Below are 25,955 nucleotides of genomic sequence, written 5' to 3' on the forward strand. Positions count from 1 at the left end.
AATTACAGTCATGAAAAAATTCACATATCTCCTGATTCTGATGATTGCAGTTAGCAGTTACTCCTGTAAGAAAGATTTTTTGCAGCGCGATGTTGGTATACAAAGCGATCTCGAGGAAGTTTTTAAAGATCCGTTGCTGGCATCCAGGTACGGTGATTTCAGTTATACATTTTCTCTTACAGATTATGGCCGTTTAAGTGGCTACAAAGGGATGACCTCACAGTTTACCGATGAATCTATAGCAAATAATGGTCAGATTGAAGTAGCGTCGATGAATACCGGCCAGTTTTTAGATCCTGGTGCATCGGATGTTACCGGAATTTATACGCAGATGTACCGCGGAATCCGGAACGTTAACATCATGCTGGCCAATATGGATAAAACGCCATGGAATGCCTTATACAATCCGGAATATATCCGGGGAGAGCAGTTGTATCTGCGGGCTTATTTTTATTTTGAATTGTTACGCCGCTTTGGTGGCGTGGTGCTCCTAACACAGGCGCAGGATTTTACGGATGCAGCTACAGATCTTCCGCGGAGCAGTTATGCAGAAACCTTAACCTTGATTCTGAACGACCTCGAAAAGTCGATCACCTTATTGCCTTTAACCAATGCGGATTGGCCAAATCCGGCAGCGCAATCCAACCGGGCAACAGGAGCTGCAGCAATGGCGCTTAAGGCCCGTGCACTCCTGTTCGATGCCAGTCCGCTGAACAACCCGAGCAATGATCTAACCAAGTGGAAAAGAGCCGCCGATGCATCAAAAGCTATCATCGATCTCAACAAATTTTCACTTGAGGCCAGCTATGCAAATGTACTAACCGTAGCGAATTCCAATGAGTATATCCGGATCTGGCCGCGTGGTGGAAGAGGATTTATCGGTACTTACCTGAGCGATTTTTTAATTCCTACCAGTTACGGTGGAGCTCAGTCTAATTTATCACCAGTTCAGAACCATGTCGATTTGTATGAAATGGCAAATGGAAAACCAATTACAGACCCAACATCTGGTTACAATCCACAAAGTCCTTATACCAATAGAGATCCACGCTTTTACGTCAACATCCTGTACAACGGCGTAACCTGGCAGGGTCGCGCAGTGCAAACGTGGCAATCTGAACCCAATGCACAAGGTATTATAACGTATGGCACAGACATTAGCAGTGCAGCTTCCATTACCAAAACGAGTTACTATTTAAAGCGTTTATGGCCGGAAGCTTCCCGCTCTGGATCAACGGCTTCAGCATTGCTTAATTACGTTTTTTACAGATATGCAGAGGTACTAATGAATTATGCTGAAGCCTTGAATGAGGAAAGTGGTGCCTCAGCAAGTGTATACAATGCTGTAAATGCCATTCGGTTAAGGGCAAATATGCCGGTTTTGCCAGCTGGATTGAGCCAGGTGCAAATGCGAGAACGAATCCGGAATGAGCGCGCCGTAGAATTTGCTTTTGAAGATATGCGCTGGTGGGATATCATGCGGTGGAAAAAAGGCGCTGAGCTTGTTGCTCAACCGATGAAGGGTATGAAAGTCATCAGAAATGCAAATGGAACTTTCACTTATAACGTAGTCGAATTGCCCGTATTTCAAAAAGTTTTCAATGATAATATGTATCTGTACCCGATTCCGAGATCAGAAATGAATAAAACCAGCGGCGCTTTAAAGCAAAATCCAGGTTGGTAAATATTCGATCGTACATAATTTAACAGAAAAGAAATGACAAGATATAGTAAATGTTATGGCCTGGGGCTGTTTATACTGTGCTGCTTGTTAAGCAGTGTAGCAATGGCTCAGAATACCGGAAGCAGCGAACCGGATTCTACAGATACCAACACTAAATTAATAGAAATCCCCTTTGGTACACGAAGCCGTGAAGAACTTAATTATGCAGTGAGCGCGCTTCGGTACAACCAACTTACACAAGTGCCAATCAGTAATTTATCGGGCTTGTTGGCGGGTAGATTGAGTGGTTTTTTATTCAGCTGGACAGGTAATCAACCTGGAGGTGGCAATGTTGCCTATCAAATCCGCGGGCGATCGTCTTATGCCCAAGGCTCTGCACCAGCCTTCCTTGTAGATGGAATTGAACGGGATTTTGAAGATATGGACCTCACAGAGATTGAAAGTGTAACGGTATTAAAAGATGCAGCCTCACTAAACTGGTATGGCTTGAATGGAGGAAATGGTGCAATTCTGGTCACAACCAAACGCGGCAAAATTGGTCAGAGTCAGATCACTTTTGATGCTCAGGGTGGCTTTCAATCTGCGGATAATTTGATTAAACCCTTAAATTCTTATGATTTTGCCCGCTTATACAATCAGGGACTTGCAAATGTTGGCCAGGCACCCGCTTACAGTGCTGCGGCGTTAGACGGATATAAAAACCACACAGATCGTTTTTTATATCCCGACAACAATTACCTGGAGCGCTTTATGAAAAAACAGGCACCTACTCAGAGGTATGCGATTACATTTGGTGGCGGAAATAAACGTGTACGCTACTTTAGTTCGGTGAGTTACTTCAACCAGCAGGGATTGTTTAAAGAAACAAAAACGCCAAACTACGATTCCAATTACGGTTACAAACGTTATAATTTCAGGATTAATTTGGATTATGATGTGAGTAAAACCCTTACATTGACTTTGCTGGCAGGGGTAAGGAGCGAGGTTAGAAATGATGTTGGAGATGGTACAACAGCCGTTTTGAACAATTTATATAACTTACCTCCAAATGCTTTTCCCATTGTAAATGCCGATGGAAGTTACGGCGGAACATCCTTGTTTCAGAATAATCCTTTAGGACAATTACAGTCTACTGGTTTTGCCAGAACAACAACAAATATTCTGCTTGCCAGTATTATGGCCGATCAGAAACTTGATTTTATTACTCCAGGTCTTTCTGCAAACCTTTTCTTCTCGTACGATGGTTACGGAAACTACGGCGATGGCCTGACAGAAAATTATGCTGTATTCAACCAAACCGTTACACCTGTGCAAACTTACCGTACGCCTGCAGTAATTGCCTACCGTACAGCTGCTTTTCAAACCAATACCAAAAACAATGAGCTTTGGTTTGGTTTCGATTACAAACGCAATTTTGGTGAACACCGGATTACCGCTAACCTGCGTGCACAACAATATGTAAGTGCCGCAGTAGACCGCTTAGATTATAGAACACGTATGCTGGCAGGGCGTGCAGATTATAGTTTTAAAGAGCGTTATCTGATCGGTTTTACCGGAAGTTATTCGGGGTCTGAAAACTATGCACCAGACCGAAGGTTTGGTTTTTTTCCGGCTGTATCAGCAGGCTGGCAGCTTTCTAAAGAAGATTTTCTGAAAGACTCCAGAATAATCAGTTACCTGAAGTTGAGAGGTTCTTATGGAAGATCAGGAAATATTGGTCCCAGTTATGATGCAAACGGAAATGTTGTGCGCTTACCCTACCGGACTTTATTTACCAGAGATGCGGGCCCATTTTTAGGTTCTTCATTCTCTACCTCCACAACAGCGAGATTGGTAAGTCCGGCAGGAAATCCATTAACTACCTGGGAAAAAGTTGATCGTTTAAATATTGGAACAGATGTGGATTTCCTGAAAGGCGCTTTAACTTTTTCTGTTGATTACTTTGATGAGAAACGTACAGATATTCTTGGTCCGGCAAATTTGCCTGGTATTTTGGGTATTGCCATTGCACAGGTAAATTCAGGAAAAGTAAGCAGTAAAGGTTTTGATGCCAGCGGTGCATTTAATAAAAAGATCGGCGCATTTATGGTCCGCACAAATGCAAACTTTACCCTGGCAAAAAATATCATTCTGGAACGTACAGAAAATGTCTTGCCCAATCAATCTACTATTGGGCATTATGTTAACGGAGGCAACTACTACATTGCTGAAGGTATTTTCCAGAATCAGGCAGAGATCAATGCAAGTGCAAGGCAAACTTTATCAAGTCTGGTGGTGCCCGGTGATTTGAAATACCGTGATGTGAATAATGATGGAATCATCGATGCAAATGATGCTGTCGCAAGCGATTTTACTGATATTCCGAAGATGTATTATGGTTTTGGGTTTAATATCCAATACAAACAATTTGATTTTGGTGTTCAATTTCAGGGCGTAGACGGCAGAACAATCAATCTTTCAGCGATTATGTATGCAGGTCCAAATGGTTTAAACCAGCTTTCTACAGACGCATGGACACCTGCTACAGCGTCTACAGCGAAATATCCGAGAATAGGAATTACTGACAATGGCAACAATACTGCAAACTCTACTTTCTGGCTATATTCCGGCGATTTTCTAAAACTCCGTGCTGCCGAAATTGGCTATTCTACGCCAGATGAATTCAATCAACGTCTGCGCTTTAAAGGCGCACGCATTTTTGTGAGTGGCAACAACATCTTTACCATTTCAAAACTCAACAAACTTGGTATCGATCCGGAAACGCCAAATGCCGGCCGGTTCTCTTCCTATCCATATGTGAAAACTTTTGCGGTGGGTATCAATGTCAAATTTTAAATAAATGAAGATGAAAAATAAAATATACATTCTAAGTCTTTTATTGTTGTGTTTCTACGGATGCAAAAAGGATTTTTTTGAACCTTCATACAGCGAAGGGCCTGTTCTGGAAGATGCCATCTGGAATACCGACCGCCGCGTACGCGAGTACCTGAATAATGGTTACAATTATATGCTGGCGCGATACAATGTAGATGGCGCTGGGGCACTCTTAGCCAGTGGAAGTGATGAAGCTGTAAATTCCAATGTTAACAGTAATGTGAACATTTTCAACAATGGAAACTGGAGCAGTCTGCGGACTTTTGATGAACAGTATACCAACCTGTATAATGGTTTGTGGGTGGTGAACACCTTTTTGGAACGCTCTCCAACAGCAGTGATTTTTCCTGCCAGTGATTTAAGGGGATTAAGAGGAGAAGCCTTTTTTCTTCGGGGCTTATTTCATTACGAATTGTTTAAGCGTTATGGTGGTATCGTGCTTGCAACCCGTTCATTTTCAGCTGCAGAAGACCTTAATATTCCAAGAAATTCTGTAGATGAAGTGGTACAGCAGATTGTTAAAGACTGCGATTCGGCAATTAACCAGATAGCGGCAACATCTACAAAAGATTGGGATGCCGCAAATTACGGGCGTGCAACCAAAGCTGCAGGAATGGCCCTTAAGGCAAAAACTTTATTGGTTTATGCAAGTCCGCTATACAATACGGGCAATGACTTGATGAGATGGCAAAATGCAGCAAAAGCCGCCAAAGATCTGATGAACTTAAACAAACACAGTTTGCTTAGCAATGCCTTGTTTCCTACACTTTGGGATTATACGGCAACCGCAACATCTTACAACAATGAAGTAATTTTTGCAACCCCTGCTGCCAATATCAATACAATAGAATCCAATAATGCACCCATCAGCTTTACAGGTGGTTTGGGACGTACCAATCCAACACAAAACCTGGTAGATGCATTCGAAATGAGTAATGGGCGGGCAATCACAGATCCGGCTTCCGGTTATAACCCTCAAAATCCTTATGCCGGAAGAGACCCAAGATTAAATCAGTTTGTGGTATATAACGGAGCAACATTTAAAACCGGAAGCTTGTCTCGCGCAGTAGAAACATTTGACGGCGGGCGAGACAATGATCCTTCCAATGTCAACAGCACAAAATCGGGATATTATCTGCGCAAATTTTTAAGTGGTAATGCAACGTATAACATCACCGGAACAACAAGTGTACGCAGACCGTGGGTGCTGTTCAGATACGCAGAAATTTTGCTCATGTATGCCGAAGCACTGAATGAATCTGAAGGACCGGGAACAGAAGTATATTCGGCAATTAATGCGGTGCGCAACCGTGCCGGTATGCCTTCATTAAATGGTTTATCTCAGGCTCAGATGCGAGAACGGATAAAAAATGAGCGCCGCGTCGAATTGTGTTTTGAAGAACAGCGTTTCTTTGATGTTCGCCGCTGGAAACAAGGAGAGCAGTATTTTAGTGCGCCTGTAAACGGTATGAAAATTATTAAAGTGGGAACGACATTAACTTATGCACCTTTTGTAATTGAAAACCGCACATTTACAGCCAAAAATTATTGGTATCCATTTCAGCAGAGCGAAATTAATAAAGCCAGCAAGTTGATCCAGAACCCAGGTTATTAAAATGTAAACGCTACAAACCGAGTGAAAGATCTGCAGGTTTGTAGCCTTGGATAAAACCATAAAAAAGCGAAAGACGATGATTGCAAAATTTAGCATAACATTCAACACAATCAGTTATTGGCTCAGTATAAAACGTGTTGTCTTTTCTTCTGTTTTCCTATTGTTATTTTCCAGTGCATGTGCGCAGAAAACCGACAAATTTATGGGCGAAATTGTCAATTATGATGAAAGTACCGTACCCGCTTTTGTTTTGCCGCCAATATTGAAAACAATCGATGGAACAAATGTAAAGAGTGTTTCTGTATGGGAGAAAAAACGTAGACCAGAGATTTTGGGTTTATTTGAAGAAAATATTTACGGTAAAATGCCATTGTCATTTGATAGCATAAAATTCGCTGCTCTTCATGAAAATCCATTGGCAATGAACGGAAAAGCGCTTCTGAAAGAAATTCAGATCAGCGTTTGGAATAAGGGAAAGTCAATTGTTTTTCCAATGGTACTTTTTATCCCGAATAAACGCAGCAAGCCTGCTCCTGTGTTTTTGTTGATCAACAACCGTGGCAAACGAAATACAGATCCGTCACGAGTAAACAAAAGTACATTTTGGCCAGCAGAGATGGTGATCGACAGTGGCTATGCAATCGCGGCTTTTTACAATGGAGATGTTGCGCCCGACAATAAAAACACCTATCAGAATGGCGTTATAAATGCGCTGTATCCGGAAGCGTTAACACAGGATAACGGCATTAAAGCAATTGGAGCCTGGGCCTGGGCAGCAAGTCGCGTGATGGATTATTTTGAAACTGATAAAGATATTGATTCGAGAAGAGTTGCCATTGTAGGCCATTCACGCGGAGGCAAAACTGCCTTATGGGCAGGTGCAGAAGATCAGCGTTTTGCAATGGTGTTTAGCAGTTGTTCCGGAAATAGTGGAGCAGCACTTTCCCGGCGTAAATATGGAGAAACGGTAAGCCTCATCAACAAACAATTTGGCCATTGGTTTAACGGCAATTACCGGAAATTCAGCAATAATGTAGACAGTTTACCGGTAGATCAGCACATGCTGATTGGGCTTATCGCTCCACGGCCCGTGTATACCACAAACGCAACGGAAGACAGATGGGCTGATCCTTATGGATCTTTTTTATCACTCGTGAATGCCCGTCCGGTATATAACCTGTACCACAAAAAAGTTTCGCTTCCTGCAGAAATGCCCAAAATAAACACACCTGTAATTCGATCTGCAATCGGTTATCACTTCAGGGAGGGAAAACACGATCTTAATGTATACGACTGGACAAATTTTATCCGTTTTGCAAATTACAATTATCAGAACAAATAAAATGTATCGTACGCAAAACTTTGTTTAGCGTTCACGTTCGACAAAATATGTTGGTTAGTTTAATGACGACGGAGGTTAGCCATATGGCGCCTCCGTTCTTTTACCGCTTCTCTGCCGCCCCGTTGAAAAACTCAGTCATGATGTTCAGCGCATTTTCGTTATGCATCCGCTCTCCGTTATCCAGAGATTCCTGTGCAATTTGTGCGGCTCTCTTCCGCATGTTTATCTCGTAAAATGCAATGGCTTGCTGAACAGACTGATGATCGCCGCTCATTAGTGCACCACTTAATTCAAGTGCATCTAACATCGCCATATTTACTCCTTCTCCAGCAAAAGGCGGCATTAGGTGCGCTGCATCGCCAAGCATAGTCAGGTTGGGCAAGGTTTCCCAGTTTTGATCTAAAGGCATGCAATTAATCGGCCTTGGGATGAATGGAACTTGTGTATTTGCAAACAATTCCTGCCAGATTTCGCTCCATTCTGCATAATATGTTTTGAACCAATTTAATATTTCTTCTTTATCGGAGAAATTCAATTTACTTTTTTCCGGCCAGTTTTCTTCAGCTTTGAAGCTTGCATAAAAACCAATTTCGCCGTTTGCTTTTTGGCCCATTAAAATGTTTTTCTCATTGCCGAAAGCCATAATTTTCCCGCCGCGCAATAGGGCAGACATCTGCGGTGCATTTTCTGCAGCATTATAAATATTGCCTTCCAGCATCACAATTCCAGAATAAAACGGCTTAATATGGGTAAGGTGAGGTCTGATTTTAGAATTTGCGCCATCTGCACCTATTACAATATCCGCGTAAGCTGTTTCTTTATTTTTAAAATGTAAATTCCAGCCCTCACCGTGTTTTTCCATCGATAAGAAGTGACTGTCCCATACAATAGTTTCGGGGTTTAAAGAATCTAACAAAATTTTACGGAGAACACCACGGTCTATTTCCGGCCGAAAATGTTCATGTCCAAAGTTTTCTTCAACTTTGTTTTCATGGTCGCTGAAAACAATTTCTGCCCGTTCATTTGCAATTGTTGTTTTATCTGCACCGGGCATAAAATTCTTTTTAAACACCTCGATTAAACCGGCTTTCCGTAGCGCGGCTAAACCAGAATGTTCGTGTAAATCAAGCGGAGCGCCTTGCACTCGGGCATTTTTATCTAAATCCCTTTCGTAAACGGTTACATTTATGTGCTCAAGTTGTAAAAGTTTTGCGAGGGTAAGTCCGCCGGGACCGCCGCCTATAATGGCTATTTTTTTATCTTTTAGTAACATCATTTCAAACATTAAGACGCAAAATTATTGATCGTCATAAACTAGAAATTGTAAAAATCGGTCGTTTTTATTTTTGTGGAGTTCTTTAGGCGAGACGCCAGAAAATTGTTTGATCTCTTTGATAAAGTGAGATTGATCGGTGAAGTTAAGTTGCGGATGCAATTCGCCGTTTTTAATGTGTGGGAGCGAAGCCTGAAAACGCAATATTTTGCAATAGGCTTTTAACGAAAGACCGAATTGCTGGTTAAAATAGCGATTTATTTGTCGAGGGCTCCAGAATAATTGTTCAGAAAGTTCCTGAATCGGGATTTCTCCGTTCGATGATAAAATCAAATTAAAGAGTTTTTTCTTGCGCTCGTCAATCTGCTTTGGCAGCAAAGCGTAAATTTTCTTTGATATATGTTCACAAAATGCATCAAAATCAGAAAAATCTTCCAAACCCTGATCCCAAAAACCGGACGAAATTATCTTCCCGGAATTGATGATTTCTGCTACAGACTGCTTAAAAACATACTCGATAGCCAGCGGGTTAAAACTGATTGAAAAGAAATTATGTATTTCCTGACTGGAATATTTGGGTTTTGTTTCTAATCCGAGTAAAGCAATTTGGATCGTTCCGTTATTGTTTTTTGAAAAAATTAGGTCAATTTTTCCATTTGGGATGATCACCGCTTCGTGTTGATTGGAAAAATTCTGGAAAGAAGAAAAACAATAGACAAAATCGCTCAGAGATTTTTCTGGCGCTTTAAGCTTAAAATGCACGTCTTTTTTCATGCGGGGATTGAGTTTGAAAATTGTTTAGCACGGCCGATAGTCAAATATACGCATCTGCATTTGTTAATTCAGTATCGGCAGATTCTGATGCATGTACATATCGTGACATCAATATTTTCAATTAAACGGTATTGGCGCAGCGTAAGCGGATTAACCTGAAGCAGCACATTCAGGTTCCCTTTTATGATGGATAATTTGCAAAACTGAAGAAATTTTGAATTTGCCTTTTCGGAGGTTTTTTAGCGCCAATTTGCGTTTTAAAGGTGCAACAGAAAGTAAAAAAGAATACCTCGCGATAACCCTTTAGTTTTATTTTTATTTACCGCCGCCACCAACATCTGGCAGCTGTGGTGTATTATCTGCCTTGTTGTCTTTTTTAAACTGAAGTTTTCCAAATTTATAAGAAAGGGTTAGTCCGAAAGATTGTACCGGTACCATTCTCAAATTGGTTTGATCGAAATTTGGGCCAAAGCTTGTTTGCTTTTGAGAAAGATATTTGTTGAAAGGATTTGCTGCGGTTAAGCCAATACTTGCATTTTTATTCCAGAATTGTTTTCTGATGGACAGATTGTAATTGAAAATAGATGGTCTTGTACTTCTGAAATTTCTTTGCTTTGAATTGAAATTTCCGAAAACTTCGGCCAGTAAATTGTTAGGAAATTCATAACTGGCATTTAGGTTAAGGCGGTAGGAAAATGCACTTACAGGGGCCAAACCAAGCGATGCGTTACTTCTGTTTCCTGCCTGTAGGTTTGTACGCAGATTTAATTTTTCTGTTACCGGAACCGATGCAAATATGCTGGCGCCAATACTGGTTTGCGAACCGAGGTTGGCACGTTGTGTTAAAGCTACCGCAGAATAATCTGTACCATTAATGTTTAAAACATCATAATATGTGGTAAACTGTTGCATATCATCAGTATTTCTACGAAAGAAACCGGCAACGTAAATATTAGCGCCTTTTTCAAAAGTTTTACTGTAGCCAAGCTCAAAGTTATTCCCGATTTCTGGTTTTAGAAGTGGATTTCCGGTACTGATATTGTGCGGATCGCTGATGTTGTAGAAAGGATTCAAATCTCCGTAATCCGGCCGTTCAATGCGATACGTGTAGGCCAGTTTAACAGATTCACTGTCATTAATTTTATGCTGCAAAGTAAAAGACGGTGCAAATGTATTATAGCCCGCAATATCGGTTCCAGAAAAGCCTTTTACTTGTCCGGTGCGCTCATATCTTAAACCCGCTTTTCCGGTAATAAAATCATTGAGCAAAGAAAAAGATGAAGAAAGATAAGCAGCATACACATTGCGTTTATACTTAAAGTTGTAACTCTGGTTTGCGTTGGTAATGTAATTGCCGTTAGCCAGCAAAGTATCCGTTATTACTGTATTGTTTAAATCGTCAATAATCAGCTTTGCGCCACTTTCAATTGACAGCTTTTTTCCTATCGGAAGTGTGTAATTTAACACCATTTCAGATTGATTTTCTTTGCCCGGATTTGAACTGATTATACCGGTATTTGGATATAAATTACTGGTGTAAGCAGAAACCTGCGAAGCATTAATTTGATTTTGGCCAAAGCTTCCGTTGTATTGGAAATCAAGCTCGTGGCCATTTTTACCAAAGCTTTTCTTATACCCCAAGCTTACATCTTTTGAATTGGCATTAAAGCGACTCAGAGATGTTCTTCTGCTGCTTAGGTCAGAAATGAGCATTCCGCTATTTGCAAGGAAATATTGCTGAGATTGGCTGGTTACACCTTCTGTATTGTTGTTAAAATGATTGTAACTTAAACTTGCAGTAAGTTCATCTTTCGGAGTAATAGTCCAGCCAAGGTTAATTCCGGCCTGGTAACTGACACGTTGCTGCGGACTTACACCTTGCTGAAGGAATTTATTTACAGTATCTCTGGCCGCGTTGTAAGATGTTCTATCAGAAGAGGTATTGGTTGTGGTTTTAAATTGCTGGTTTTCACTCGCAAAAACGCCTACGCTAAAATTACCGTGTTTTACATTTAGATTAACTGCGCCATTTTGCAAACGACTGCCAATAGAGTAGTTTATGCTACCATTTACACCTTGAAATTTGTTTTCTTTAAGTACGATATTGATGATGCCACCTGTACCGTTTGCATCGTATTTGGCGCCCGGATTGGTAATTACCTCAATACTTTTGATCTGACTTGCCGGTATAGATTGAAGTGCATCTGCAAGGCTTGCGCCGAAAATGCTTGAAGGTTTACCATTAATTAAAAACCGAACACTGCTGCTGCCCTGAAGCTCTACATTCCCATCAATATCTACGCTCACCATCGGAACTTTTTTAAGCACATCAAGCGCCACGCCGTTCTGTGAAGTCAGATCGTTTGCAGTATTGTAGACTGTTTTATCAATCTTATTTTCAATTATAGGCGTTTTTGCCCTTATGGTAATGCCTTGTAATTGATTGTCCATAGCGCTAAGTTGCAAGGTCGCCAGATTTACAGAAGGCGTTTGCACATTAAGTTTTACCGGATCAATAACCAGTTGAGTGTAACCGATAAAATCAACCGTAACACGATATACGCCCTGCGCAAGTCCATTTATAGAAAAGTTTCCTTTCTGATCAGAGCTAATGCCGTTAATTGGTTTTTCAGAGCCAGTGAAATAAATCGTAATGGTAGCGAAATTTACAGGTTGTTTGGTAAAAGCATCTATAACAGTTCCGGAGATTTTGCCCTTTCCGCCAGGTGTTTGTGCATGTATGCTGAAGGGAATAGCAAAAAAAGCAATTAAAAATATCAAATATCGCATGAATCTTAGTTGAGCAAATAATGCCAAAGGTGCAAACAGAATCTGTGGCAATTCTGAAGTCGCGCTGTCAGTACTTTTTTTTTTCGTTAAACGCCACGAAATTGTTGTGGTTTTTAGCTCTGATGAATGAAATTGTAAATCTATTCGAAATTGACGTAGAGTTTTGCGCTAAAATCTGCAATATGAAAAAGATAATCATTTTTTGCCTGTCGGTGAAGACCCCGACCGGTAGATGCAGTGTTCTATTTATGCATCTATCGGTTGGTGTTGCTATCGAACGAAACCTTGCTGTCGGTGAAGACACCGACCGGTAGATGCAGTGTTCTATTTATACATCTTTCGGTTGGTGTTGTTATCGAACGAAATCTTGCCTGTCGGTGAAGACACCGACCGGTAGAGTGTTCTATTTATACATCTGTCGGTTGGTATTGCTATCGACCGAAACCTTGCCTGTCGGTGAAGACACCGACCGGTATTATGCAGAGTTCTATTTATACATCTGTCGGTTGGTGTTGCTACCGAACGAAATCTTGCCTGTCGGTGGAGACACCGACCGGTAGATGCAGTGTTCTATTTATACATCTATCGGTTGGTGTTGCTATCGGCCGGAATCTTGCCGATTAAAAAGACACCGACCGGTAATATTCATCCTTATCTTTCATTAGCTGTTCATTACTTAACATAGTGCACTAAATTAGAATCAAAAAATTCTAAAGTAATTTTGTGGTTGGCTAAATGGTCTTAAAGCCAATCTTTATAAAAGAATAACGATACTACCGGCAGCAATAAGCGCACCACCGGCAAGAGTTTTCAGTTCTATAGGCTCTTTAAGAATTAGAAACGCAAGCCCCATTGCAATTGCAACGCTTAGTTTGTCTATTGGCGCTACTTTAGAAACCTCGCCGATAGACAAGGCTTTGAAATAAAAAATCCACGATAAACCCGTTGCAATGCCAGATAAGACCAGAAAAATAACGTTTGTTTTATTTAATGTTCGAATTTCTGAAAACCCGCCGCTAAACAAAATAATTCCCCAGGCTACAAATAAGATCACAATTGTGCGTATTCCGGTAGCAAGGTTACTGTTAATCCCGGTAGTGCCCACTTTAGCCAATATGGCGGTTGTGGCAGCAAAAAAGGCCGAAAGTATTGCATAATATTTCCACATATCATCAAGTTAATCCGCATAAAGATAGGTGTCAAATCTGATGAAATTCTGATATATATTCCTGTTTCAGGTATGTTTTTATTCAGCAACAACAGAACTCCAGTTTTGCTACAGAATTGGTTTTTAGTTTTGGATACTGCAAATGGAAAAGAAACATCAGAAGTATACAATGCAAATGGCACTTTGATCGAAACTAAAATATCAATAAAACCTGATGATCTTCTTGCTCCTGTGCTAGCAAAATTTAAAGGCGTAAAAATAGTAGAAGCTGCAAAAATAACCAATGCTGATGGTAACATCTGTTATGAAGCAGAAGTAAAAGGGGAAGATCTTCTTTTCGATGCAAAAGGCAATTCTTTAAAACCTTAAAATATATGGGCAAATTTTTTCTAGGCTTCGGCCTTTTACTTTCTTTGGGATTAAACGCTTCTGCGCAATTGGTTGATAGTGTAAATACAAATCATCCAGATACTTTAGGCAGATGGAATACAGGCGTGCAGATTCCGAAGCGGAAATTTAAGGTGGTAAGTTTTATTGCGCCTGTTGTACTTGCGGGTTATGGTTTTGCATCGGTCTATGATCATGGTGCATTAAAACAATTGGATGAAAGTACAAAAGCCGAGCTTCAGGAAGATCATCCTCTGTTTGCTGCACATGTAGATGATTATTTGCAGCTTGCGCCTGCAGCAGCAGTTTATGCCCTTAATCTTTCTGGTGTAAAAGGAAAACACAACCTTTTTGATGCTTCTATGTTATACCTTACTTCTGCTGCGTTAATGGGCGCGTCTACCCATTTTGTAAAACAAGGTGTTGGCAGAATGCGGCCTGATGATAGTGGTTACAATTCTTTTCCATCGGGCCACACTGCTTCGGCATTTATGGCTGCAGAGTTTCTGAACCAAGAGTATAAAGATGTAAACCCGTGGATTGGTTATGCCGGGTATTTTGTGGCAACAGCTACAGGTACTTTAAGAATGTACAACAATAAACATTGGTTTAGCGATGTTGTGGCAGGCGCCGGTTTTGGAATTGCTTCTACCAAAATTGCCTACTTGATTTATCCGTACATGAAAAGGATTTTTAACAATAAGGACAAAGAAAGGAAATTTAGTTTGATGCCATACTATGGCGGAACTTCATCCGGATTGATGCTTTCGGAGAGATTTTAATCATATATCGATGAAAATAACTTAACAATCAATATGAAATTGGCGCAAAAAACGAACTGCTTAACTTCATACGATGCATTAGTGCCGATTAAAGGCTTTTACCAGTGATTTCTCTGCCGGATATAGCTGAAATATACTATCGCTATTGGCTAAATTGTCAAATCTCGGAAATACAATGAACTGTATCGCAAATGATCGTTATCGCATTAATCCAGTTCCTCCACGCCAGTTTGCAATAACCTTGTCGCACAAGTTTTGGTAACTGACTTAAAAATAAAAAGCCTACAGATTTTTTCTGGAGGCTTTTTGCGTTTCAGGATTCGACTTACTAATTTTCATTTCTCTCAAACACTAATGATGGCTTTAATTAAAAATACAAATCATTATTTAAGGTTCTCTGGTGTTTTGAATTGAAAAAATAGATTAATCTATTCCCCGCAACTTTTCCGATTGATCCAATATCTTCCCATTATTTTGGGCATAAAAAAAGCAGCTTAAAAAGCTGCTTTAAAAATGATGGGTGGAAGATGGGGCTCGAACCCACGACCCTCGGCACCACAAACCGATGCTCTAACCGACTGAGCTACATCCACCGTATTTTTTGGTGTCACAAAAGTACGACTTTTAACATTACCTGCAAATAAAATTTAATGTTCGGGAGTAAAAAATATTTAATTGGCTATTTTTCAATGCATTTAATTTTTACGGCTCAATTAAAAAAACTTTAAAACATGGTTTTTAGTGCTAAAAACTTAGCTTTGCTACGTTTATGATCGAGATTTATACAGACGGCGCAGCAAGTGGAAACCCTGGTCCGGGAGGTTATGGAACCATTTTGAGAGCAGGAAAGCACTATAAAGAATTGAGTGGAGGTTTTAGAATGACCACCAACAACCGTATGGAATTGCTGGCTGTAATTAAAGGCTTAGAGGCGCTTAAAAGTTTAAATCAGGATGTAACTGTTTACTCTGATTCGAAATACGTTGTAGATGCTGTCGAGAAAAAATGGGTATTTGGTTGGGTAACCAAAAATTTTAAAGATAAAAAGAACAAAGATTTGTGGTTGCGTTTTCTGGAATTGTATAAACTCCATAAAGTTCGCTTTATTTGGATTAAAGGACATAATGATCATCCTGAAAATGAGCGTTGCGATCGCCTGGCTGTTTTTGCTTCGCAAGACAAGCAAAACCTGGCTATAGATTCAGTATTTGAAGTAGAACGCAACAAAGCCAAGTTGTTGTAAACCTTTATCCGATAAATATTCCAAAAACAAGGGAATTTATTTAATCCATTTCAATTGTATTGTGTTATCAAACTATGCAAAAGGGAATGGATATATCGACGACAATTTTGTCTGTTGCAACACAGCGAGGCAAGGAAAAAAGTACGTGTCCTTCAGAAATTGCGCGTATGTTATTTCCAGAAAATTGGCGAACGCAAATGAAAGAAGTTGTTAACGTTGCGATTGATTTGCATAAAAAAGGTAAAATCATCATCACCCAAAAGGGAATCGCTGTAGATGTAGATCATATAGTCGGCCCTGTACGCATTAAAATTGTTTAGTACGAGTAGGATTTCTATTTACAGCTGTATACATTGTTGGGTGGCAGTTCTATAATTCTTGAAATACCACCCAATAACGTTAAAAGCTATTTTCCTTTTTGTTGCGCATCCAAAACCAACCATTGGTTTACCATATTGTCGGTTCCTTCCAATACAATTTTGTAAAAATCAGACGTAAATTTAGATACATCTATAAAAGCATGTTCCTGCGCTGCCGGCACTTCTGCAAGTAATTCGTATTCGTCTTTTCCTCCTGACTTAAACAGATTGGTTTTGCTCAGCCAAATTTTTACTGTTCCATCTTTTTTCATGGCTTTCCAGCTGATGTCAATATTTCCATGAACAAAATTCATTTCCGGGCGTGCGATAGAAATTTCGCCAATAAGTGACGTACCGTCTACTTCCATATTTATTTTTTTCGGGATAGAAATGTTCATAAACTTGGCAATAGAAGGCATAATGTCTACAATTGCCGGGCGATAATATTGCGCATAAGTATTGAGGTTTTTGTAGTTTGATACCATCCAGGTAGAACGTTGTCTGGCCGATTGGCCGCCATGGCCTTTGCCGGTTTTTTCATCTCTGCCATGATCTGTAGTCACTACCATTAACCATTCTTCATTTTTGGTTTTACTGCGGTATTCTATCGCATCGTAAATTTTTCCCAGCTGCACATCAAGTTTACGGATCGCATCTTCCAACTGCTTACTATCTCCATACATATGCCCCATGTCGTCGGTGTATTCGAGATAAACCCAGCTTAAATCTGGTGCAGTTTCTTTAAGTGTTTTTGCCGCATCTGCAACCACCTGCTCGTCAATTTCGTGCATAAAATTGCGCGCTTTGTCGTGTTTAAACCTGGCTGTATCTAGTTCATATCCATCAAAATATTGATCAACATTCAGGTTTCCTGCCTGTGGCAAATGGTAACCCAGTAATTTGGTCCGGTTATCTGTCCAGCTAGAAAAAATTGCTGTTTTTTTGTTGGGATACTGATCTTTAAGCAATCTGAATATATTTTGGTAATTATAATTCTGATCTACGATATCATTGTCATATACGTGATGCTTGTTTACCCAGGTTCCGGTTAGCAAAGAGTTGTAACCCACTGCAGAAATGGTTGGCGTTTGGCTGTAACCACCTTTTTCGCCACCAACATACATTCTGCTATAGCTGCCAGCTTGAATGATGCGCTTAATATTGGGCAGATCAAGACGTTCTATCACGTCTGCCGGAATACCATCGGCAATAACAAAAACCGTTTTCTTTATTTTTTGGGCTGAGGCGTTAACTCCCGCGAGAATAAGCGCCGCTAAAAATATTTTTTTGTACATTTTACTTGTTGATTTTTAATGATCTTCATCCGTTAAACTGCGAAGTTCATTTTCCAGAAATAATAATTTTAGAGAAAAGGCTGTATCATAAAACACAAAATTTGTTTTAAGAAACAGCCTTGTTTGTTTTAAGGTTTAAGCAACCACATCACGGCGTTAATATCATCTCCGCCAGAATATTGTGAAGCAATTGCCGCACTAACATTTTGTTGGTTAAGGCGCAGTTCAGATTCTGGATACATCCAACGTTTCGGAATGCGTTTGCTGTTTAGTACGCCAGCTCCAGAAACATCAAATACCGGAATCCCTGTGCGGCGTTGTTCGTAAAAAGGTTGCCAGTCGCTATTCATAAATGTTGCAATGTATTTCTGCGTCAGGATATTGTTTAATGGAGCGGCACTTGCCGAAAGCTGTACAGACGCTTGACTTAAGTATGCATCAATAGCTGGTTGTGCAATTCCGTAAAATAGCATCGATGCCTGTACACCTTTTTGATAATACTCACTGGCGTTGCCAGAAATCCAACCTCTGCTTACTGCTTCTGCAAGTGTGAACTGTGTTTCTGCATAGCCCAATGCAATACTTGGTTCATTTACGGGATTGTTATAATACCGCGGGTTTATTTTTGAAAGCTCGCCTGCAACGCTTCTGGCATTGTTTTCGTTTACCGCCGCACTTCCTTTTGCACCACCATAGGCATTAAAATCTGTTACCGCAAGTGCAGAATTTTTCGGCGCTTTATCTGCAAAAGTAAACAAACGGGTATCTTGTAAACGTTTAAGCAAATCTATAAAAGTTTCTTCCATATAGTAAGCCGTTTGCATATCGTTACTGTTAAAATATGGATAACGGTTGTTCAGTAAATCATAAAATTTAAGCTGTGCATTATCTGTATTAGAGGCCATTAACGGATAAACAGTTGGGTTGCTCACAATTTCTGCGAAACGTTTTTTTACTTCCAGTTTGGCGTTGTTTTCTTTTAACGATAAACTGATTAAAACTCTCAGCGATAAAGAGTTTATCGCTTTTTTCCATTGTTGCATGTTTCCGTTGTACACAATGTCGCCTTGTATGGCAGCAGTTGATGCACTGATCATTTCATTCGCCGATTTCAGGTCGTTTAAAATACTCAAATAAATATCTTCCTGTTTATCATAACCCGGCTTGTTCACATTTTCTTCGCCTTTAAGCGCTTGTGTGTACGGAATATCACCAAACATTTGTGTAAGCTGCAAAAAATACCATGCTCTGAAAAACTTGGCAATTGGAAGGTATTCTGCTTTGCTTTGTGCAGTGGCAGCCTGTTCCATTTTTACAACCTGTCTTAGATTACTGTAGTTGGTATAACTTCCGCGTGTCCATCCATAATATTGTTGTAAAGATACCGCATCTGTATATACCATTTGGCGTGAGGCGAAAGCAACCAAAACATTGGAAGATTGAAAAGCGGTTTGTTCTATTGAATTAAGCAACAAATCTGGCGTTGCTGCAGTAGATTTATTGGGATCGGTTTGAAATTCGCTGAATTTTTTGCATCCCGATGTGAGTACAGCAATCAGTAATAATGCGAATAATGTATTTTTCATGTCCAAGTCGAGATTAAAATTTGATGTTTGCGTTGAAACCAAATGATCGGGTAGAAGGCGTCTGTAAATTATCTACAGCCGGATCTGGATCTACGTTTGGCATTTTAGAAAAGAGTAAAAGGTTTCTGCCAACCAATGAAACGTTGATGCCTTTAACGAAAGATTTGCTTAAAAGCCTGTTCGGAACTGTCCAGCCAATGGTTACTTCTCTAAGTTTAAGAAAGGTTTGCGAAAAATAATTGTAATTGTTGTAAGCGCCATTGCTGGTATTGGTCATATAATCGATGTAATTAACCGCTTTAGCATTTGGTGCATATACGCGGGTATCGCTTACAATATTCCCGTTAGGATCATAAGTTGCTTGTCCGCTCACCACAACTACACCATCGCCAATAAAGGTCGATAATCCGTTATTTGCATCTACACGATATTGGTTTAGTGTTCCAGGATTTGTTCCGCCCCACCACATTTTCTGGTTGGTAGTAGAATACATCATTCCGCCAATGCGGCCATCAACTAAAAATTTTAAACTAAAACTTTTGAAGTTAAAGGTGTTTTCAATTCCATAAGTCCAATCCGGATCCTGGTTGCCAATATATCTTGAAAAAGTATCATTAAGTGGGAAACCGTTGCTTCCGTAAATGATTTGGCCTTGATTGCTGGTTTGATAAACCGAAGTGAAAATCCGATCCATGCGGTCACCAACTCTTAGAAAGTTTAACGTTTCTGCACCACCATAAATCTCTTTCAGGTACCTGCGGTACTGACTGAAATTTGCCGATACATTCCACTCAAAGTTGGTAGATTTAATCGGAGTACCTGAAACTACGAGCTCAATACCTCTTCGTTGATAGACGTTTCCATTGGCAAGCTGGCTGTTATACGCCGTTGTAATAGAAACCGGAATAGATACGATGTTGTTAAAATCTCTGGTTTGATAGTACGTCGCCTCGATACTTAAACGGTTTTTAAGAAACCTGGTGTCTAAACCGATTTCCCAACTGTCTGATGTTTGCGGGTTTAAATTGCTGTTTAACAGCGCATCACCAAAAGTTAATGAAGGAATATTGTTCCAAATTGTTCCCTTGTTAAACGAAGGGAGATAACTGTAGGTATAATCGTTGTCGTTTAAGGTTGCACTAGAAACCCTCGACCACGATCCGCGGGCTTTTAAATATGAAATCCAGTTGGGTAATTTTGTGAGTTGAGAAACGACAACAGACGAACTTAACGAAGGGTAAAAGAAGCTGTTGTTTGCTGTAGGAAGGGTAGAAATAATATCATTTCTTCCGGTTGCAGATAAGTAAATACCGTTTAGAAACTCAAGATCTACAACGCCATAAACACTGCTTGTACGTCTTTCCTCAACAAAATTTGTTCCCTGAATCGGGTTTGCAGAGTTGCTGAGGTTATAAAACCCCGGAATGGTTAATCCATCAGTATTGGTAGAACCATATTTATTGCTTCTATAATAGTTTGAACCACCAAGTTGGGCATGAAGTTTTATTTTATCGGTAAACGTGTGGTTGTAATCTGCAATTAAATCACTGGCCAAATCAAAGTAATTTCCGGTTGATACGGTATATTGTCCTCTTGATTTATTTCCGTAGCCAATATAACTTTTAGGCTCTTTGTAGGTACGGTTTAATCCATAACTGTTTATTCCGTTCCTGAACTGGATATTTAACGCCGGACTTATTTTATAATTCAGGTTTAATGAACCAAAAGTATTGTCTTTGTTGTATCCGCGCAGATATTCATAAGCCTGAAAGTAAGGATTATTGTAGTATGAATTGTTGTAATTTCTCTGCTGAATACCTTCTTTTCCTGGTACCCAATAGTTTCTCAGATCTTCTACACTTACATCGGCACCGGTCCACAATACTAAATTGTACAGGTAATTTGTTGGTCCGTAGCCGGTTTCCGGGAAGTTTTCTGTAAACTGCCTGTTGTAATTTAAACGGGCATCAACACTGAAAGATTCAGATAATTTGTAGTTACCAGAAATGCTCAATGAGCTGTTGTTCAGGTCTGTATTTGGCACAATACCGCGTTGGTAAATGTGCGAAGCCGAAGCCCGGAAAGCACCTTTTTCCGAACTTTGTGTAATGCTGATGTTGTTGCTGGAAATTATTCCCGTTTGGAAAAAATCTTTAACGTTGTTTTTTCCTCTCGATACAAACGGAAGAGGAACAAGTTTGCCCGTTGCCGCATCAACCGGACTGTTAAATTGCGGCGTTTCGAAAAAACCACTTGGTGTGGTTGGATCTGGTTGATCCAGTTTCGGGCCCCAAATCCATCCAGAACCTTCTGCGCCACCACCAGAACCATCTACATATGTATATTTTCCTTTAAAACCTGCACCATATTCTGTTTGTACCTCAGGTATTCTGATGAAGCTGGGCTGTACCTGTGTTGAGGTGTTGTAATCAATGCTAAGGTCTTTTCCTTTTCCGCGTTTTGTAGTGATCATAATGGCGCCATTCTGGCCAATTGATCCGTACAGTGCAGATGCTCCTGCACCTTTCAAAATGCTCAGGCTTTCTATATCATCTGCATTGATTTTATATAAATCTGCAGATTGATCCGGAATCCCGTCTATTACAATCAGCGGTTTTCTTCCTCTTAAAGAAATTCCAGGATCCTGAAAAAGATCTGTAGAGTTCTGAATATTTAAACCTGCTACACGGCCGGTAAGGGAATTGATAATGTTCGGTTCGCGGGCTTTTACTAAACTTTCTCCTTGTACTTCTTGCACTGCGTAACCCAGTTTGGCTTTTTCTTTTTTGATGCCCAATGCCGTTACCACGACCTCTGATAAAGCATTGGCATTTTCTGTAAGTTCTACAGCATAATTGTCTGCATCGGTTACCACAACTTCTTTTACAGCATAACCAATACTGCTAAATAAAAGAACATCGCCGTTATCTGCTTTGATCGAAAAATCTCCATTTTGGTTCGTGATTGTTCCGGTGTTGCTTGCTTTAATCAGAACAGAAACGCCAGGGATACCAAGTTTCTGATTGTCTGCTACGTGACCTTTGATAATTCTTGCGATTTCTGGTTTTTGCGTATTTGCAGCCGGTTTCACGATAATTTTATTGCTGATTTCGTTGTACGTAAACGGAACTTCTGAAGATATTTTTTTCAAAACTTCTTCCAGATTGCTGTTTAACGCATTTAAGCTGATCTTTTTTTGCAGAAAGCCATTTCTGTCAATACATACAAAGCTGTATTGCGTTTGCTTTTGGATCAGGTTGAAAACCTGTTCAAGAGATTGGTTGCTCGCTGCTACAGAACATTTTATTTTAGATAAGTTTGATCGGTTGAGGTTTTTACTGGCTGCAAAGGCGCTGCTCCAGCAAGTCGTCAGAATGAGCATGGCCAATAATCTGGCACATAGAGAAATTAAAGAAGACCTGTAAATCTTTTTTTTCATAAATTTGAAAATTCGTTAGTTTAATGTTTTAGTTTAAATGGCGATTTTTAGACCGGCATCTCGCAAATGCCGGTTATTTTTTAAGCCAACCCGGTTGGCGTTAAAATGTAAAATGCTATCGTGTGCTCAAGTAAATTTTATTTCCATCGTTTTGATATTTTAGGTTTCCTCCCGAACAGATGATATCCATTACATCTTTCAGGCTGTCATTTTTAAATTGTGCATAAATGCGTGTATCGGCAGTGGTTTCGTTATCGAAAACAATTTTAACACCATACATTTTTTCTATTTTACGTGCAGCGTCACTTAATTTTTCATTGTTAAAAAACAAAGTTTTGGTCATCCAGCCCAATACCGATGTACTGTCCAAATGGTGTTGATAAACCTGATGCTTACTGCGGTCAAACGTGAGTTCTTGTCCCGGTTTTAATGCATAATCGCCATCATGGTCATTCAGTACATTTACATGTACATTGCCTTCAAAAAGCGATACTATGGTTGCGTTTTGATTGCTGCCGGCATCAACATTAAAATGTGTTCCCAACACCTTTACATCCAGCTGATTGGTGTGTACAATAAAAGGTTTATGTGGGTTTTTACTCACTTCAAAATAAGCCTCGCCGGTTAGTTCCACGTAGCGTTGCTGGTCTTCAAATTTTACCGGGTATTTTATTTTACCTTTTGGTCCCATCACTACATGCGTGCCTTCGCTCAATGTTATGGTTTTGATTTCTCCGGCTTTGGTGCTGTATTGTACAAAATCCACAGTCGGAGCAGGTTTAGCCGGCAACAATACATCTGTAGAAACAAAAACTACCGCGGCTACCGAAGCGGCGACAGCAACCCATAAAATGTAGCGTTTTGTTTTGCGTGTACTGTGCGAGGATTCTTCTATATCTAATGCAGCGTTTAAACGGCCCAAAGCCACGATGCTATCGTTTTCTCTGGATTCTTCCCGGCTCAGCCAAATAAATTTTATGGCTTCAAAACTTTGCTCATTTTTTTCGCTTGCGGTAATCCAATCGGTCAGAAGTTCATTTTCTGCCAAACTGGTTTGCTTGTTCAGGTATCGGGTAATTAATAAATATGCTTCTTGCTCTTCCAACATTTTAGGTTCAATTACAGGGAAGACGCAAAGCGGAGAAAATCTCCTTACAAAGCCATATCGAATTAATATAATAGTAATATTGCAACCATTAATTTAACATTAGTAGCGCGATTTATAATCGCTATAGCTTTTTTTCAGAAACTTGATGGAACGGTACATGTGGGTTTTTACCGAATGAATGGAAATGTTAAGCAACTCTGCAATTTGCTCGTAACTGAGGTGATCTTCGCGGTTCATTCTAAAAACCAGCTTTGTTTTTTCCGGCAGAAGGTTAATCATCTGGTTAATATCTGCAGTCAGTTCTTTGAACATTAACAGATGATCTGGTTCTTGATTGGCGGCTAGTGCATCATCAAAAGCACTTTCTGTCGGGTCGTAAAGTGTCCATTGTTGTTCTCGGTATAAATCTTTAATCCGATTTTTTACCGCGGTAAATAAAAAAGAACTGAATGAGGTATGTATAGATAAAGATTCGCGGTTTTTCCAGACCGATAGAAAAACTTCTTGTACAACATCTTCTGCACGCTCTGTATGTTGGGCCAGTAAGGATTTTCCGAACCGAAGTAAACCCCAGTGGTATTTTAAAAATAAGCGGTTAAATGCCAATCTATCGTTCGCTTTTAAGCGGCTTAGCAAATTAAGGTCTTCTGTTTGAACGGTGCTCATATTTGCCTCCAAAGCTAAATTGTGCGTATTAATTAGCTGTTAAGTAATTATTGATATAGCAACATTATTTTTTGTATAACGCCATTCAAAACCCTGCGTTGTTTTTCGCCAGCTTGCTCAACAAATTGCGATTAAAGTTGTTGAACGCTTATGAACGTATTACTCACAGGAGCAACAGGTTATATTGGAAGGCGTTTATTGCCCGCACTTTTAGAGCAGGGCCATCGGGTTACTTGTTTGGTTAGAGATGCAGCGCGTTTGGATGTGAAGCATTTTAAATCTGATCGGGTAACGGTAGCCGAAGCAGATTTGACCAAGCCAGAAACCTTAAATGAACTGCCAGAAGATTTTGATGTTGCTTATTACTTGGTTCATTCTATGAGTGCCAGTGGCGATTTTAGTAAAACTGAGTTGGAGTCTGCAAAAAACTTTGTAGGTTACTTAAACAATACAAAGGCAAAACAGCTAATCTATCTTTCCGGAATTGTAAATAAAGAGGAGCTTAGTCGGCACTTGGAAAGTAGAAAAGCAGTAGAACAGACACTCGGAGCAGGGAAGGTTCCACTCACCACTCTACGTGCCGGTATCATTATCGGTTCTGGAAGTGCATCTTTTGAAATCATCAGAGATTTGGTAGAGAAGCTTCCGGTAATGGTTGCACCGCGTTGGCTGCAGACAAAATGCCAGCCCATCGCTATCCGAAACGTGATACAATTTCTGACCGGTGTAATGGGCCGCGAAAGTACGTATTCAAACCATTATGATATTTATGGCCCGGATTTACTGACCTACAAGCAAATGCTGCTGCAGTTTGCTGCCGTTAGAAAATTAAAACGAAAAATTATTGTTGTACCTGTTTTCACACCGCGGCTTTCTTCTTATTGGTTGTACTTTGTGACCTCTACCTCCTACGATTTGGCTAAAAATCTGGTAGACAGTATGAAGATAGATGTGGTTCCGAAAGAGAATCATTTACCTGCAGAACTCGGTATAGAACTTATCCCTTACAAAACCGGAATAAAAATGGCTTTTGAAAAGATTGAGCAAAATCTTGTTCTTTCCAGGTGGAATGATTCTGGCAGCAACGGCATTTTTAGTAAGGGCTTAACTACTTATATAGAAGTTCCGAAGTTTGGCGTATTTAGCGATAAGCAAAAAATGCACGCTGCAAACCGCGATAAAGCATTAGAACGCATTTTCTCTATCGGCGGCCGCAATGGTTGGTATTATGGAAATTGGCTTTGGGAGTTTAGAGGACTTCTAGATCGGCTTTTTGGTGGTGTAGGATTGCGGCGCGGCCGGAAAAATGCTTCGCAGACAGCGCCCGGCGAGGCACTGGATTTTTGGCGCGTTATACTATCTTCAAAAGAAGAAAACCGATTGCTTCTATTTGCCGAAATGAAATTACCTGGTGAAGCGTGGCTGGAGTTTTGTATTGACCATGATGGAATGGTGCATCAAACCGCAACATTCAGGCCTTTGGGGTTAGCTGGCAGACTATATTGGTTGGCGATGTTGCCTTTCCATTACTTTATTTTTAAAGGAATGTTGAAGAAAATTGTGAGCTAAA

18 protein-coding genes and 1 tRNA gene are annotated in these 25,955 nt (G+C 40.1%); 9 read left to right on the forward strand and 10 right to left on the reverse strand.

Annotated elements, in window-relative coordinates; translation table 11 throughout:
• Positions 1-10 precede the first annotated feature (10 nt).
• The 4 genes from ACJVDH_RS06440 (at position 11) to ACJVDH_RS06455 (ending at position 7,515) form a co-directional block, all read left to right on the forward strand.
• On the forward strand, positions 11-1,684 hold the full coding sequence (locus tag ACJVDH_RS06440) for a RagB/SusD family nutrient uptake outer membrane protein (RefSeq protein WP_443946738.1): 1,674 nt from the start codon (positions 11-13) through the stop codon (positions 1,682-1,684).
• Between the two features lie 33 nt (positions 1,685-1,717).
• Positions 1,718-4,519, forward strand: a complete 2,802-nt coding sequence (locus tag ACJVDH_RS06445; RefSeq protein ID WP_443946739.1) for a SusC/RagA family TonB-linked outer membrane protein — start codon at positions 1,718-1,720, stop codon at positions 4,517-4,519.
• A gap of 10 nt (positions 4,520-4,529) precedes the next feature.
• Positions 4,530-6,173 carry a RagB/SusD family nutrient uptake outer membrane protein gene (locus ACJVDH_RS06450; RefSeq protein WP_443946740.1) on the forward strand — a complete coding sequence of 548 codons (1,644 nt, stop codon included), beginning with the start codon at positions 4,530-4,532 and terminating at the stop codon, positions 6,171-6,173.
• Positions 6,174-6,249: 76 nt separating this feature from the next.
• Positions 6,250-7,515: a glucuronyl esterase domain-containing protein gene (locus tag ACJVDH_RS06455; protein ID WP_443946741.1), complete on the forward strand. Its 1,266-nt coding sequence runs from the start codon at positions 6,250-6,252 to the stop codon at positions 7,513-7,515.
• A 100-nt stretch (positions 7,516-7,615) separates the two neighbouring features.
• On the opposite strand, the gene ACJVDH_RS06460 is transcribed toward ACJVDH_RS06455, so the two are convergent.
• The 4 genes from ACJVDH_RS06460 to ACJVDH_RS06475 all read right to left on the reverse strand — a co-directional run bounded on the left by ACJVDH_RS06460 (position 7,616) and on the right by ACJVDH_RS06475 (position 13,520).
• Entirely contained in the window at positions 7,616-8,791 is a 1,176-nt protein-coding gene (locus ACJVDH_RS06460) for an FAD-dependent oxidoreductase (protein WP_443946742.1), read from the reverse strand.
• A gap of 21 nt (positions 8,792-8,812) precedes the next feature.
• Positions 8,813-9,562, reverse strand: coding sequence for a helix-turn-helix domain-containing protein (locus tag ACJVDH_RS06465; RefSeq protein ID WP_443946743.1), 750 nt, complete (start codon positions 9,560-9,562; stop codon positions 8,813-8,815).
• 315 nt (positions 9,563-9,877) lie between these two features.
• Positions 9,878-12,352: a TonB-dependent receptor domain-containing protein gene (locus tag ACJVDH_RS06470; protein ID WP_443946744.1), complete on the reverse strand. Its 2,475-nt coding sequence runs from the start codon at positions 12,350-12,352 to the stop codon at positions 9,878-9,880.
• A 754-nt stretch (positions 12,353-13,106) separates the two neighbouring features.
• Positions 13,107-13,520 carry an EamA family transporter gene (locus tag ACJVDH_RS06475; RefSeq protein WP_443946745.1) on the reverse strand — a complete coding sequence of 138 codons (414 nt, stop codon included), beginning with the start codon at positions 13,518-13,520 and terminating at the stop codon, positions 13,107-13,109.
• 72 nt (positions 13,521-13,592) lie between these two features.
• On the opposite strand from ACJVDH_RS06475, the gene ACJVDH_RS06480 reads away from it, so the two are divergent.
• Together ACJVDH_RS06480 and ACJVDH_RS06485 are read left to right on the forward strand one after the other, a co-directional pair.
• A complete protein-coding gene (locus ACJVDH_RS06480) occupies positions 13,593-13,889 on the forward strand; it encodes a hypothetical protein (protein WP_443946746.1) in 297 nt (98 codons plus the stop codon).
• Positions 13,890-13,894: 5 nt separating this feature from the next.
• A complete protein-coding gene (locus ACJVDH_RS06485) occupies positions 13,895-14,689 on the forward strand; it encodes a phosphatase PAP2 family protein (protein ID WP_443946747.1) in 795 nt (264 codons plus the stop codon).
• Positions 14,690-15,207: 518 nt separating this feature from the next.
• On the opposite strand, the gene ACJVDH_RS06490 is transcribed toward ACJVDH_RS06485, so the two are convergent.
• A tRNA-His gene (locus ACJVDH_RS06490) sits at positions 15,208-15,283 on the reverse strand.
• Positions 15,284-15,458: 175 nt separating this feature from the next.
• Between ACJVDH_RS06490 and rnhA the strand changes: the two genes are divergently transcribed.
• Together rnhA and ACJVDH_RS06500 are read left to right on the forward strand one after the other, a co-directional pair.
• Positions 15,459-15,932, forward strand: coding sequence for a ribonuclease HI (gene rnhA, locus ACJVDH_RS06495; RefSeq protein WP_443946748.1), 474 nt, complete (start codon positions 15,459-15,461; stop codon positions 15,930-15,932).
• Between the two features lie 74 nt (positions 15,933-16,006).
• Positions 16,007-16,252 (forward strand): DUF3253 domain-containing protein, encoded by a 246-nt coding sequence (locus tag ACJVDH_RS06500; protein ID WP_443946749.1) that lies wholly within the window; start codon positions 16,007-16,009, stop codon positions 16,250-16,252.
• An 86-nt stretch (positions 16,253-16,338) separates the two neighbouring features.
• On the opposite strand, the gene ACJVDH_RS06505 is transcribed toward ACJVDH_RS06500, so the two are convergent.
• The 5 genes from ACJVDH_RS06505 to ACJVDH_RS06525 all read right to left on the reverse strand — a co-directional run bounded on the left by ACJVDH_RS06505 (position 16,339) and on the right by ACJVDH_RS06525 (position 24,385).
• Positions 16,339-17,586: an alkaline phosphatase family protein gene (locus tag ACJVDH_RS06505; protein ID WP_443946750.1), complete on the reverse strand. Its 1,248-nt coding sequence runs from the start codon at positions 17,584-17,586 to the stop codon at positions 16,339-16,341.
• Positions 17,587-17,714: 128 nt separating this feature from the next.
• The gene (locus ACJVDH_RS06510; protein WP_443946751.1) at positions 17,715-19,172 is read right to left on the reverse strand and encodes a SusD/RagB family nutrient-binding outer membrane lipoprotein; all 1,458 of its coding nucleotides are present in this window, start codon (positions 19,170-19,172) and stop codon (positions 17,715-17,717) included.
• 13 nt (positions 19,173-19,185) lie between these two features.
• A complete protein-coding gene (locus tag ACJVDH_RS06515; protein WP_443946752.1) occupies positions 19,186-22,611 on the reverse strand; it encodes a SusC/RagA family TonB-linked outer membrane protein in 3,426 nt (1,141 codons plus the stop codon).
• A 115-nt stretch (positions 22,612-22,726) separates the two neighbouring features.
• Positions 22,727-23,719 carry a FecR family protein gene (locus tag ACJVDH_RS06520; protein ID WP_443946753.1) on the reverse strand — a complete coding sequence of 331 codons (993 nt, stop codon included), beginning with the start codon at positions 23,717-23,719 and terminating at the stop codon, positions 22,727-22,729.
• A gap of 99 nt (positions 23,720-23,818) precedes the next feature.
• Positions 23,819-24,385 (reverse strand): RNA polymerase sigma factor, encoded by a 567-nt coding sequence (locus ACJVDH_RS06525; protein WP_443946754.1) that lies wholly within the window; start codon positions 24,383-24,385, stop codon positions 23,819-23,821.
• A gap of 150 nt (positions 24,386-24,535) precedes the next feature.
• Between ACJVDH_RS06525 and ACJVDH_RS06530 the strand changes: the two genes are divergently transcribed.
• Complete coding sequence (locus ACJVDH_RS06530) at positions 24,536-25,954, forward strand: SDR family oxidoreductase (RefSeq protein WP_443946755.1); 1,419 nt, start codon at positions 24,536-24,538, stop codon at positions 25,952-25,954.
• Position 25,955: the final 1 nt, after the last annotated feature.

Source organism: Pedobacter terrestris, from assembly GCF_052343045.1.
Classification (GTDB): domain Bacteria; phylum Bacteroidota; class Bacteroidia; order Sphingobacteriales; family Sphingobacteriaceae; genus Pedobacter.